This window comes from Salininema proteolyticum, from assembly GCF_042685645.1.
In the GTDB taxonomy this organism is placed as follows: Bacteria; Actinomycetota; Actinomycetes; order Mycobacteriales; family Micromonosporaceae; genus Salininema; species Salininema proteolyticum.
In genome coordinates this window covers 751,056-763,800 of sequence record NZ_JBHUNX010000001.1, presented here as the reverse complement: position 1 = coordinate 763,800, position 12,745 = coordinate 751,056, and the positions used below count along the sequence as shown (strand labels likewise).

Here is a 12,745-nt window from a genome sequence, read left to right as displayed (position 1 = left end):
CCCTTTAGACGCGGCGGCGCTTCGGGGGACGGCAGCCGTTGTGCGGCTGCGGGGTCACGTCGTTGATCGATCCGACCTCGAGGCCGACGGCCTGGAGGGAGCGGATCGCGGTTTCGCGGCCCGAGCCGGGACCCTTGACGAATACGTCAACCTTGCGCATTCCGTGGTCCATGGCGCGGCGGGCAGCGGCCTCGGCGGCCATCTGCGCAGCGTAAGGAGTGGACTTACGCGAGCCCTTGAAACCGACCTGTCCAGAGGACGACCAGGCGACGACGGCGCCGGTCGGGTCCGTGATGGACACGATGGTGTTGTTGAACGTGGACTTGATGTGGGCCTGGCCGGCCGGCACGTTCTTCTTTTTGACGCGAGTGCTCTTCGCGCGAGTCTTCGGTGGCATGTTCAGCGCTCCTTAATGCCTAACGGGCCTTCTTCTTACCGGCCACGGTCTTCTTCGGTCCCTTGCGCGAGCGGGCGTTGGTGCGGGTGCGCTGACCGTGCACGGGGAGCCCGAAGCGGTGGCGAAGACCCTGGTAGCAGCCGATCTCGATCTTGCGACGGATGTCGGCCTGCACCTCACGGCGGAGGTCGCCCTCTACCGTGTAGTTGCCTTCGATGAAGTCGCGAAGCTGGACGACTTCTTCTTCGGTGAGGTCTTTGACGCGCTTGTCCCGGTCGATACCGGTGGCCGCGAGGGCCTCCAGAGCGCGCGTGCGACCGACACCGTAAATGTAGGTGAGACCGATCTCCACGCGCTTGTCGCGCGGAAGGTCCACCCCTACGAGGCGTGCCATATGGCATTCTCCTTGTTTTGTGTCGGAGGTCTGACCGTTGCGTCCCCGCTTCGGAGTAGCGAGCCTCGGCCTCCGCGCCGAGGGTGCCGCTGGTGCGGCCACAACGGTTTCTTACTGGCGGATCGATGTCCGCCGTCTTTTATGCGTCCTGTGCGGATCTAGCCCTGACGCTGCTTGTGACGCGGGTCAGACGAGCAGATGACCATCACTCGTCCGTGACGCCGGATCACGCGGCAGTTCTTGCAGATCTTCTTGACGCTCGGTTTAACCTTCACGAGCCCTACTTCTTGTAGTCCGGTCAGCGATAACGGTAGACAATCCGTCCGCGTGACAGGTCGTATGGCGAGAGTTCGACCACGACCCGGTCCTCGGGGAGGATACGGATGTAGTTCTGACGCATCTTGCCGCTGATATGGGCGAGTACTTCGTGACCATTGGTGAGCTCAACCTTGAACGTGGCGTTCGGGAGAGACTCGAGAACCTGGCCTTCGACCTCTATTGCACCGTCTTTTTTCGGCATGGCCTCCGCTACCGTGACTACTCGGAAATACGTACATGGACACACGGGCCGGTACCCGGACGGATGGAATGGACCCGTCGCGAAAAATGGGAATGCGGCACGCGGGTGCTTCACCGGCGTTCCTACGTCCGGAGCGCGTGGACGTGTGCGGAATGCGGACGCCTGCGGACAGGCTGCACCGTTAACCGATTGTACTCCCGCTCCATTGAGCGTTCCATCGGCCCATCGGTGATTGTGCTTACGCCTACACCCGGACGCGGAGAGGCCCGCCGGGACCGGGGTCTCGGCGGGCCTCTGAAGCTCTTCCGGCTCTGGCGAGCGGTCGCTTACTTCGAGTAGAACTCGACGATGAGCTGCTCGTCGCAGACCACGGGGACCTGGGAGCGCTCGGGCACCGACAGGAAGCGCGCGATCAGGCCGGACAGGTGCGCCTCGATGTAGGCCGGGGTCTGACCCTCGGCGGCCCACTCGCCGGCGGCGGCGGCCTCGAACGCGGCCGAGCTGCGGCTGCCCTTCTTGACCTGGACGAAGTCGCCCGGCTTCAGGCGGTAGGACGGGATGTCGACCTTGCGTCCGTTGACCGTGAAGTGTCCGTGGTTGACGAACTGGCGGGCCTGGTAGACGGTGCGGGCGAAGCCGGCGCGCAGGACGAAGGCGTCCAGGCGGGACTCGAGGATCTGCACCAGGACCTCACCGGTCTTGCCGGGGCGGCGGGTGGCCTCCTCGTAGGCGTTGCGCAGCTGCTTCTCGGAGATGTTGTACTGAGCGCGCAGGCGCTGCTTCTCCATGAGCTGGTTCTTGTAGTCGCTGTCCTTGCGACGTCCGCGGCCGTGCTGCCCCGGGGGGTACGGACGGCGCTCCATGTACTTGGCGGCCTTCGGGGTCAGGGCGATCCCGAGGGAGCGCGACAGCTTGACCTTCGGCTTCGGTTGCGGCATTGTGTTCCTCCTGAGAGCACAAATGTGGGACCGCCGTGGGAGACGGTCTGTGGCGATAAAGTTCTTCCCGAGCGCACGCACGGCCCTTGAACAGGGCGTCCGGGTGCGCCGGACGTTCTAGAGAGCGATCGGCCGGGCCCCAGCCGCGGAAAGCCCTTCCGACAGAACCGTCCCAGCGTAACAGGTGCGGGGGCGGGCCGCCGCGCACGGGTGGCGAGGGTCGCAGCCCTCACAGGGGCGCGCAGTCTACCCGGGGAGGGGCCCCGGTCCCGCGTTTAACGGGAAGGCGCACCGCGCTGAGTGATATTCGCCTTAATGTGGAATCGTGGAGGAGAGAGAACCTGTCTACCGGGTCTGCGTCGATCCCGAGGACATCAGAATGCAGCTGGAGGCGGACGTCAGGCGCGGGCTGGCGTCGCATCCGAAGTTCATCCCGCTGCGGTGGCACTGGGACACCCGCGGCGAGGCCCTGTTCGCGAAGCTGGGGTCGCAGCCGGAGTACTACCTGGCGCGGGCCGAGGCCGGGCTCATCGCCCGCGACGCGGGGCAGATCGTCGCCTCGGGCCGGGGCACCCACCTGATCGACCTGGGCTCGGGAATGGTCGGGCGGGTCCGCATGCTGCTGGACGCCCTCCGCGCGGAGGACCGCTTGGAGGGGTACTGCGCGATCGACATCGACCAGTCCTCCCTCGAGAGTTCGCTGCCGGATCTGGCAAGGGACTACCCGGAGGCCGACGTCGGCGGCATCGTCGCGGACTTCCTCCGCCAGACCGACCAGATCCCCTCGGGCGACCACCGCATCGTGGCGCTGCTGGGCGGCACCTTCGGCAACTTCACCGCCTCGGAGCGCTCCCTCCTCCTCGAGTCCCTCCGCCGGGAGCTGCGTCCCGGAGAGGAGATGCTGCTGGGAGCGGACCTGGTCAAGGAGCCGGAGACGATCCTGCGGGCCTATGACGACGCGGCGGGGATCACGGCGAGCTTCGACCTCAACATCCTGCGGGTCCTCAACCGCCACCTGGACGCGGACTTCGACCGCGACTCGTTCACCCACCACGTGCGGTGGAACTCGATCGCTAAGTCGGTGGAGATGAGCCTGGTCGCCGAGCGCGACATGGAGGTGGACGTCTCGGCACTGGAGATGGACGTGTCCTTCAAGGAGGGCGAGCACCTCCAGACGGGGTTCTCCGTCAAGTTCGACCCCGACGAGCTGACGGCGGACTTCGCCGACCGCGGCTTCTCCCCGGAAGGGGTCTGGCTGGACGAGGGCGACGGATACGGACTGTTCTTGTTCAAAGCGGTGTAGAGGCCCCTTCCGGCGCTTACCCTTTGGGAATGGGCGAAATCGTATTGCTCCGGCACGGGGAGACCGAGTGGTCGCACGACGGACGGCACACCTCCGTCACGGACATCGAGCTGACGGCGGGCGGGCGGTCCGAGGCGGCCTCGGTCGCCCCGCTCCTGCGCCACTGGCGGTTCGTCGCGGTCTGGAGCTCGCCGCGCAAACGGGCCCTCGACACCGCCCACCTCGCGGGTCTGAACACCGACGACATCCGCGTCGACCTGGCCGAGTGGGCGTACGGCGACGCCGAGGGCAAGACGCGCGGGCAGGTGTCCGAGACCGAGCCGTCCTGGAACCTCTGGACGAGCGGCGGCATCGGTCCCGGAGGAGAGACCCCCGACCAGGTCGCCGCGCGCGCCGACCGGCTCATCTTCGATGCCGAACCCCTTCTCGCGGAGGGCGACGTGGCGTTCGTGTCGCACTCGCACTTCCTGCGCGTCCTCGCCGCGCGATGGCTCGGAGGGGAGCCCCAGTTCGGGGCGCACCTGCAGCTCGGCACCGGCTCGGTCTCCGCCCTCGGCTACGAGCACGGGATCCACGCGATCACGCTGTGGGACTTGACACCGCGCCTGTTGGGAGTGGCGCCCGCGCGGCCGGAGGACGAAAAGCGGGCGGAAGAGGACGAGAACGGCGAGCCGCACAACGCCGACGCCCCGGACTGGGGCGGCGACAGCTCCTTCGCCGGAGAGGTCTGAGCGGCCGCCAAGCCTCGCGAGCGCCGGCCCGGCATTCCGTGCCGCTCCCCTCTGAGGGCCGTCGTTCGGGCGGTGTCTGAGCGGCCGGCCCGCATGTCCGCCCCTGCCGCAGAGCCCCGATTACCCACCCGTACGACTGAAATATACAGATTTATCCGATAGTGTCCGTTTCGGTGTTTCCCGACATCGAAAGGCACCGCCATGCGTCTCGCTCGGATCTCCCTCGCCGCCGTAGCGGCGGGGGCCGTCGCCCTCACCCTCTTCGGGGAACCGCCCCGCCACGATCCGCCGGACGCCGAGGGCCGCGCCACGGCCTTCCAGTCCGGTGAGATCCCCGAGCCGGACTGCTCCCCGGGAGAACCGCCCGAGTACCGCGCCCTCGGGCAGGCACCCGAGTTCCCCGCGCTGGAGGGCCTCGACGCCCCCGCGTGGGCCTCGTCTGCCGCGGGGACCGAAGAGGACTTCCACGACGGCGAGCGCTCCCTGGGCCACGAGTCGTGGATGCACTACACCGCCATGGACACCGGCGCGGGCAGCGCGATCACGGTCAACCAGGCCACGGGCAACGCGGTGTTCTCCTACGCGCCGTTCTCCAACCCCGGGCGCGGGGTGCCGACCTTCCTGCGCTTCACGCACAACTCCTTCGGGCGCCGGGACTCCCCCATGGGCCAGGGCTGGTCCGTCTCCACCAGTTCGGTGACGTCCCTGGGCACGACGCTGGAGTTCTTGGAGGGCGAGTTGCGGGGCCGCCCGGTCCGGGTCGACCTCGTCGACGGGGACGGGACGCGCCACACCTGGCGGCTGGACCGCCGCGACAGCACGGACCCGGCCGACTGGACCTACGAGCGGCCCCCGGGGGTCGCTCTGCACTTGGAGCGGGACGGCGAGGGCTGGGCGCTGGTCTCGCCCGAACGCGTCCGGCACCTCTTCGACGAGGAGGGCTACCAGACGGCCGTCGAGGACAACAACGGCAACCGGGTCTCCTTCGCGTACGAGGAGGTCGGCCGCGAGCGCCTGCCCGTGGGTCTGACGGACGCCTCCGGTCGGCGGTCGCTGGCGCTGGACTACTACCGCGAGGGCGACGAGGTGCGGGTGTGGACCGGTGAGCGGTGGTCGGTCGAGCCCGTCGAGGACCTTCCCGAGGTGGAGGGCCGGCTCAAGTCCGCGACGGACGCGAGCGGTCGCCGCATCGAGGTCGACTACGACCGGCAGGGGTGGGCGGCCCGGCTGCGCGACGGCGCGGGCACCGAGTTGGAGAAGGACTTCACCTTCCGCTATGAGGGCGTGCCGAGTTCGCGGGGCGCGCTGCTGGCCGAGGTGGTCGATCCCCTGGGGAACGCCTCGTCGGTCGGTTACGACGACGAGCGGCGGGCCTCGGTCCTGCGCGACCGGAGGGGTTCGAAGGCGACCGTCTCGTACGGGGAGGACTCCGCGGTCTACACCGATGAGAGGGGCGGTGCCCACCGTGCGGTGCTGGACGGGTCGGGCCGCCCGGTGTCGCTGACCGATCCGCTGGGGAACCGCACGGAGCTGGAGTGGAGCGGCGACCACAAGGTCGTGGCCCTGACCGACGCGAGGGGGAACACCACCCGCAGGGAGTTCGACGCGGTGAGCGGGGTGCTGCTCTCCTCCACCGACGCCGAGGGCGGGACGACGCGGCTGGGGTACGAGTTCTCGCGCGGCGGGCACGTGGCCGACCTGGCTTCCAAGTCCTCGCCGGAGGGTCGGACGTGGTCCTTCGCGGTGGACGGCAACGGCAACGTCGTGGCCGCCTCCGATCCCGAGGGGCACGCGACGCGGTACGAGTACGACGAGTACGGGCAGATCACCTCGGCCACCGACGCCGAAGGGTCCGCCACCGGGTACGGGGACTACGACGCCAACGGCTTCCCCCGGCGGATCACGGACCCGTTCGGCTGCGCCACGTTCTACCTGCACGACGAGAAGGGGAACGTGACCTCCCGGGTCGACGCCGCGGGGAACGAGTCGACCTACACCTATGACGTGTTCGGGCGTCCCAAGGAGACCGTGGAGCCCTACGACCCGGCGACGGGCCGCGAGTTCCGCACGCCCGGCGCCGTGTACGACGCCAACGACCAGATCGTCGCGTTGACCGACGCCGACGGGGCGGTGACGACCACGGAATACGACGCCGGGGGTTTCCGCACCGCCGTCACGCAACCGGCGTATGAGGGCGCCGAGCGGGCGCAGACGACGCGGTACGAGTACGACGAGTCGGGGAACGTGGTCGCGGAGACCACCCCCATGGGGCATACGACGCGGTACGAGTACGACGCGGCCGGGCGCAAGGTCTCCATGACCGACCCGCTCGGGCAGTCCGAGCTCTACGAGTACGACGCCGTGGGCAATCTGACGTCGTCGGTGGACAAGGCCGGGAACGTCCACCGGACCCGGTATGACCGCCTCGGCCGTCTGGTGGAGCAGGTGAATCCGGCCGGCGAGAGCCTGCTGCTGCGCTATGACGCGGACGGCTGGGTGACCGGGGAGTCCGACGAGGACGGCAACTGGACGCTGCACACCTATGACGACCGCGGGTTGGAGGTGGAGAAGCGGGAGCCGTTCGAGGAGGAGGACGGCGACGTCCGCTACCGCACGTGGGAGTACGAGCACGACGCCGTCGGCAACCTCGTCGCCGAGCGGAGTCCCCGGGGAGTCGCCTCGGGCGATCCGGAGGCCTTCACCACGCGGCACGTGTACGACAAGGCGCACCGCCCGGTGGAGACGCTGCATCCCTACGATCCCGAGGACGAGCGGCTGACCGAGCCCGACCGGACGCTGCAGCGCTATGACGCGTTGGGGAACGTCGTCGAGGTCGTCGAGCCGTCCGGCGAGGCCGGGGACAAGACCCACGCCACCCGGTACGAGTACTTCGCCGGCGGGCAGGTGAAGGAGTCGGTCGACCCGTGGGGCATCACGACCGCCTACGAGTACTCCCCCATCGGGAAGCAGACTCGCCGGACGGTCTGGGGCGAGGGCCTGGCGGACGGCGGAGACCTGGTGCAGCGCACCCAGGAATGGGAGTTCCACCCCAACGGGAAGCTCAAGAGGCGGCGGGACTCGGGCGTCCCGGTCGGATTCGAGGCGGTCGTGGTGGACAACTCGCTGTCCACCGCCACCGAGGCCGAGGGCGAGTGGAGGACCGGTCCGGGTCCGGACCAGGACGAGTACGAGGGGCCGGACTTCGCCGTGGCCGAGTCGGGCGACGCCGAGTTCGCCTGGCGGCTCGACATCCCCGTGGACGGGGAGTACGAGGTCGGGGTGCGCCACCCGAGCGGGGAGGTCGACGACGCCCGCTTCACCGTGGAGCACGAGGGCGGGACCGACCGGGTGGCGGTCGACCAGACGACCCGGCCCGGCGAGTGGAAGTCCGTGGGGACGTTCGAGTTCGAGGCCGACGAGTCCTACGAGGTGCGGCTCAGGGGCGGCGCGGGGGTCATCGCCGACGGGCTGCGGGCCGTGCGGGACAACTCCGGCGACGAACAGGACGCCGAGAAGGAGTTCACCTACCGCTACGACCTCGACGACAACCTGGTCGAGCTGAGCGAGACCTCGCCGAAGCCGTACTACGAGAGGTTCGAGACGGACCACGATCCGCTCGGCCGGGCGGTCGAGGTGAGGGAGTACAGGGCCGGCGAGGACGAACCGCTGTCGACCGAGTACGAGTACGACCCGCTGGACAACGTCACGCGGTGGAGTCAGGACGAGCAGGAGGCCGAGTACTCCTTCGACTCCCTGAGCCGCATGGTGGAGGTCGTCAACCGCGGTTCGGCGGTCGACGGCCCGGAGAAGACGACGACGTTCTCCTACGACTCGCGCTCGCTCCTCTCCGAGCAGGTCAAGCCCAACGGCAACACCGTGTCCTTCGAGTACCGCCTGGACCAGACCGTCCGGCGCCAGGTCGAGGAGAAGGAGGACGGGACGGTCGTCAACGAGCACCGGGTCGAGTACACGCTCAACGGGCACAAGTCCGAGGACGCCATGAAGGTGCAGAACGCCGACGACCCGGGCGAGACCGAGGAGTTCACCTACACCTACGAGTACGATCCCCGCGACCGCGTCCGGAGGATCGAGAAGAGCGGGGACGCCGAGGGGTCGGAGGCCTATGTGCACGACCCCAACGGGAACGTCGTGAGGGAGACGCGCACCGAGGACGGCGAGGAGACCGTCACCGAGCACGTCTACGACCGCAACCGGCTGGTCCGCTCGGAGACCGACGGGTTCGAGTCGACTCACCGCTACGACCCCTACGGGCGGCTCTCCAGGGTCGACTTCGACGGGGAGCCGCTCAAGCGCCACACCTACGACGGCTTCGACCGGATCACCGAGACCGTCAGCGGTTCCGGCGGCTCGGAGTTCACGGTCGCCAAGCGCTACGACTCCTTCGACCGCACCCGCGCGTCCGAGAAGAGCGGCGCGGCCTCGGAGGAAAGGGAGTTCTTCTACCTGGGAGCGTCCGACCTGAAGCTCTTGGAGCGCAAGGACGGCGACCTGCACAAGTCGTACCAGTACGCGCCCGGCGGCGAGCTGCTCAGCCAGTACCTGCTGGGAGAGGACGCCGACGAGGACGACCGGATCTCGTACTTCTCCCACAGCCTGACCTCCGACGTGGAGAGCCTGACCGACGAGGACGGCGACAACAAGTCGACGTACGGCTACACCGCCTACGGCGAGGACGACCCCGACCGCTACGGCGGAGAGGACGAGCCGGTCGACCCCGAGGAGCCCGACGCGGAGGCGGAGGCCTACAACGAGCACCGGTTCAACTCCGCCCCCGTCTCGGCCGAGACCGGCGAGTACGACATGGGCTTCCGCGACTACGACCCGGGGATCAACTCGTTCCTCAGCCTCGACGTCTACAATGGCGCCCTGGCCGACCTGGGGCTCCAGACCAGCCCGTTCACGGCCAACCGCTACACCTTCGCCGCCGGCAACCCCGTGACGTTCATCGAGTTCGAGGGCCACTTCGGCTGGTCGGACATCGGGCATGCCGCGCTGGACGTGGCGGGCCTCGTGCCCGTCGTGGGCGAGGTGGCCGACGTCGCCAACGCCGCCTGGTACGCCGCCGAGGGCAACTACGAGGACGCCGCGCTGTCCCTGGCGGGGGCGGTGCCGTTCGCCGGCTGGGGCGCGGCCGGGGTCAAGGCCGCCAAGTACGGCAAGAAGGCCTGGGACGCGATGCCCACGGGCGCGGCGGCCAAGTCCTCCAAGAAGGCCGACCCGCCGAACAACGGTCAGCGGACGCCCGACCAGAACACTCCTCCTTCGAGCAAGAAGGACGGCGACGGGGGCGGGAACGGCAAGACGTGCCCGGTCAACTCGTTCACCGGCGACACGCCGGTCGCCATGGCCGACGGGACCTTCAAGCCCATAGCCCTCGTCCGCGAGGGCGACAGGGTGAGAGCCACCGACGACGCCACGGGCGAGACGAAGGCCCGCACCGTCACGGGGACCATGGTCTCCTACGGCGTCAAGACCCTCGTGCGGATCACCGTCGACGGCGGCGAGGGCGTCACGGCCACCGACGGCCACCCGTTCTGGACCGCCGCCGACCCGGGCGAGGGCTTCCGGGGCGGCGGGTGGACCGAGGCCGGGGACCTCCGCGAAGGCCAGTGGCTGCGGACCTCGGCGGGAACCTGGGTGCAGGTGTCGGCCGTCGCGGTCGAGGAGCGTACGGCCACCGTCCACAACCTCACCGTCGCCGGGCTGCACACCTTCCACGTCAAGGCCGGCGACGCCGACCTCCTGACCCACAACAAGGGCGGCGACTGCGTCGAGGGCCCGGACCAGGGCAGCGGCCCGGTACCCGACTCCCAAGCGCGGGACCTGGCAGCGGAGGCCCGGGACAGACTCTACGACGACATGACCGGGACGATGTCGAAGTCCCAGAAGGGCAAGTATCCGATGATGGTGGGCGCCACCGACAAGAGCACCGGGAACACGGTCGCGGCGGCCAAGCGCGCGGAGCCGTCGAAGACGAAGTGCGCGGAGGACATCTGCTACAAGGCCCTGCAGGACGCGAATCCCGCGATGCGGCCCGACGACGTTGTATTCTCTAGGCCCCGGTTCCCGAACAACGGCAGGCCCGCCAACTACTGTGAGACGTGCGTGGAGAAGTATGGCCTCGAGAACTAGCGAAGAGGGCGGCGCCGAGATCCGCGTCCGCCAGCTGTCCGAGTCGGTCGACTGGCTGAGGTACCGCAGCTCGACCGACCGCGAAGTGGACGTCTCCGGCTACCTGGCGAGGATCGCCCTGGACCGCCGGTGGCCCTCCGAGGTCGGATACTACGGGTCCCGCCTGGCCGTCCACCTGTGCAACCAGGGCGACCTCGGCCCCATCGCGGTGCCGGGAGTCCGGGTCGCCAACGCGCTCCTGTCGGAGCGCCTGTGCGCGGTCCCCGATCTCATGTACGAGGTCCTGGACGTGGTGAGGCTGGGATGGACGGAGACGGTCGCCGTCGACCCCTCCTCCGGCGAGGAGGTCGTCCTCTGGGAGGGGGTCTTCCGGTCGCTCTACGCCGGCATCGACACCTACCTGTCCGACCTGCGCGAAGGCGACCCCGCCCGCAGCCCGGCCCTGCTGGACCTGCTGGCGTTCCTCGCCCCCCGGTTCCCGTCCGTCGTCTCCGAGTTCGAGGCGCGGGCGGCCGAGAGCGCCGGCGAAGGGCGGGAGGCCCTCCTGAGCGCGAGGGACGACGCGCTCGACTTCATCGCGGACCACCGCGACGACCCCGACCACCGGTACGACCTAGAGGTGTCACCGGGCGGCGAAAGGCGGGCCGACGGGGCCCGACTCCCGTGTTCTGACAGGAAGGCCGATGGGCGATGACAGAGTACCGAGTGGATAGTGCCGGAGGCTACGAGGTCGGCGACAGGCTCCGCCTGAGCGCCGAGCCGTTCGAGACCCGGGTGGAGCGCACTGCCGCGGACCGGGTGTCCCTGGCCTGGCCGTGGCTGGAGAGGGACCCCGAGTCGAGCGAGCGCTGGGACGGCACCGTGCGCCTGCCGCGCGACCCGGACTCCTTCGAGCACTACAGCATTCCGTGGCGCACCGACCCCGGGACCTCCGAGCTGGAGGCCGGGGGCACGTGTTCGGTGGGCATTCCCCCGGTGGAGGTGGTCGTCCTGGAGATCGTCCGGCACGATCCGCCCGCCGACTACGGCTTCCTGCCCCGACCGGCGGCCGAGATGTTCGTCCGTCCAGCGGGCATCGACGACGAGGACGTCGGTTTCACCGTCTACCTCGACAGTCCCGAACCCATAGAGATTGAGGTGCTTTCATGAAATTCGGAATGGCCGTCGCGGCGGCGCTGGCCGTCGCCGTCGCGGCGACGCCGGCCCTGGCCGCCGAGGACGACGACGAGGTCCCGATCGACGACGTCGCCGTGCCCCTGCCCGCCTACGCGGACCTGGAGGTCGTCGACGAGCCGGCGCAGGTCTTCCTCTCCGGCGGGCCGACGAGCAACGGCTTGGCCGTCTACGACGCGACCACCGGCGACGTCGAACTCCTCGCGGACCTCCCGGGGGCCTCGGGCATGGCCCGCGACGGCGACGACCTCTACGTCGCCCTCGCCTCCGGGGACGCCATCGCCGTGCTCGACGTGGTCACCCTCGAGGAGAAGACGCGGATCGGGCTCGACCGCCAGACCTGCCCCGAGCACATGGCGATCGCCGAGCGGGTCCTCTACTTCGGATACGGCTGCGGGAACGGATGGACCGGCGGCGTCGGCTCGGTCGCCCTCGACGATCCCGAGCTGAACCCGACTCTCGGGCTGCACTGCGATCCCGACCCCGACGACCCGGAGGGCGAGTGCCGCGTCGAGTTCCACCGCGCGCCGCTCATCGACGCGCAGACCGGCCGTCTCCTGGCCGCGCAGCTGTCGCTGAGCCAAGCTACCGTCCACACCTACCACCTCGGAGCGAGCCCCGTGTACGGCGACGCCCTCGACAAGGCCGGCGCGCACCTCATGGACGTCGCCTTCGGCGCCGACGGGGATTTCTACACCGGCGCCGCCTCCAAGGACTACGCCCAGGCCTTCGGCTTCGAGAATCTCGACTACCGGGGGAGCTACCCCGTGGGCGGCCAGACCCGGGCCGTCGCGCCGCACACCGGGGAGGGCGTGCTGGCGGTGGGTGGCTACGCCGACCTGGCCGACGTCGCCATCTACGAACTGGGCGGGGTCACCCCCGTGGCCACGGCCGACCTGTGCCGGGGCAAGCTCGCGCCGCGCGGCCTGGAGTGGAACGGCGACGCCACCGTCCTCTACGGGGTGACCCTGTGCGGGAACGAGGGCACGCCCCGCCTGCACATCCTGGACGACCCGCTCGGCATCGGCGACGACGGGGACCCCGACCGGCCCAACGAGCCCAAGCCGCCGACACCGCCGGTTCCCGTGCCGGGGACCTGACGGCGGACCGCCCGGGGCGGACGGACTTCCCGCGGG

Annotated in this window: 11 protein-coding genes; 6 read left to right on the top strand and 5 right to left on the bottom strand. The window is 69.5% G+C overall.

Translation table 11 applies throughout. The features are described from left to right. Positions 1 to 4: 4 nt before the first annotated feature. The 5 genes from rpsK to rpsD all read right to left on the bottom strand — a co-directional run bounded on the left by rpsK (position 5) and on the right by rpsD (position 2,249). Complete coding sequence (rpsK, locus tag ACFTE1_RS03595) at positions 5 to 397, bottom strand: 30S ribosomal protein S11 (RefSeq protein ID WP_380617443.1); 393 nt, start codon at positions 395 to 397, stop codon at positions 5 to 7. A gap of 19 nt (positions 398 to 416) precedes the next feature. Then, entirely contained in the window at positions 417 to 791 is a 375-nt protein-coding gene (gene rpsM, locus ACFTE1_RS03590; RefSeq protein ID WP_380617444.1) for a 30S ribosomal protein S13, read from the bottom strand. A gap of 158 nt (positions 792 to 949) precedes the next feature. Beyond that, the gene (rpmJ, locus tag ACFTE1_RS03585) at positions 950 to 1,066 is read right to left on the bottom strand and encodes a 50S ribosomal protein L36 (protein WP_081687242.1); all 117 of its coding nucleotides are present in this window, start codon (positions 1,064 to 1,066) and stop codon (positions 950 to 952) included. Positions 1,067 to 1,089: 23 nt separating this feature from the next. Beyond that, on the bottom strand, positions 1,090 to 1,311 hold the full coding sequence (infA, locus tag ACFTE1_RS03580) for a translation initiation factor IF-1 (protein WP_380617445.1): 222 nt from the start codon (positions 1,309 to 1,311) through the stop codon (positions 1,090 to 1,092). A gap of 326 nt (positions 1,312 to 1,637) precedes the next feature. After that, positions 1,638 to 2,249 (bottom strand): 30S ribosomal protein S4, encoded by a 612-nt coding sequence (rpsD, locus tag ACFTE1_RS03575; RefSeq protein WP_380617446.1) that lies wholly within the window; start codon positions 2,247 to 2,249, stop codon positions 1,638 to 1,640. Positions 2,250 to 2,574: 325 nt separating this feature from the next. Here rpsD and ACFTE1_RS03570 point away from each other — a divergent pair, with 325 nt between their 5' ends. From ACFTE1_RS03570 to ACFTE1_RS03545, 6 genes are all read left to right on the top strand, one after another. Next, the gene (locus tag ACFTE1_RS03570; protein ID WP_380617447.1) at positions 2,575 to 3,552 is read left to right on the top strand and encodes an L-histidine N(alpha)-methyltransferase; all 978 of its coding nucleotides are present in this window, start codon (positions 2,575 to 2,577) and stop codon (positions 3,550 to 3,552) included. 29 nt (positions 3,553 to 3,581) lie between these two features. Beyond that, positions 3,582 to 4,283, top strand: coding sequence for a histidine phosphatase family protein (locus ACFTE1_RS03565; protein WP_380617448.1), 702 nt, complete (start codon positions 3,582 to 3,584; stop codon positions 4,281 to 4,283). A 201-nt stretch (positions 4,284 to 4,484) separates the two neighbouring features. After that, on the top strand, positions 4,485 to 10,436 hold the full coding sequence (locus ACFTE1_RS03560; RefSeq protein ID WP_380617449.1) for a golvesin C-terminal-like domain-containing protein: 5,952 nt from the start codon (positions 4,485 to 4,487) through the stop codon (positions 10,434 to 10,436). Then, positions 10,420 to 11,130 carry a hypothetical protein gene (locus ACFTE1_RS03555; RefSeq protein WP_380617450.1) on the top strand — a complete coding sequence of 237 codons (711 nt, stop codon included), beginning with the start codon at positions 10,420 to 10,422 and terminating at the stop codon, positions 11,128 to 11,130. Before ACFTE1_RS03560 ends, ACFTE1_RS03555 begins: the two co-directional genes overlap by 17 nt. Beyond that, positions 11,127 to 11,585, top strand: a complete 459-nt coding sequence (locus ACFTE1_RS03550; RefSeq protein WP_380617451.1) for a hypothetical protein — start codon at positions 11,127 to 11,129, stop codon at positions 11,583 to 11,585. Before ACFTE1_RS03555 ends, ACFTE1_RS03550 begins: the two co-directional genes overlap by 4 nt. Next, on the top strand, positions 11,582 to 12,709 hold the full coding sequence (locus ACFTE1_RS03545; RefSeq protein WP_380617452.1) for a hypothetical protein: 1,128 nt from the start codon (positions 11,582 to 11,584) through the stop codon (positions 12,707 to 12,709). The genes ACFTE1_RS03550 and ACFTE1_RS03545 overlap by 4 nt, the downstream gene beginning before the upstream one ends. The last annotated feature ends 36 nt before the right edge of the window (positions 12,710 to 12,745 follow it).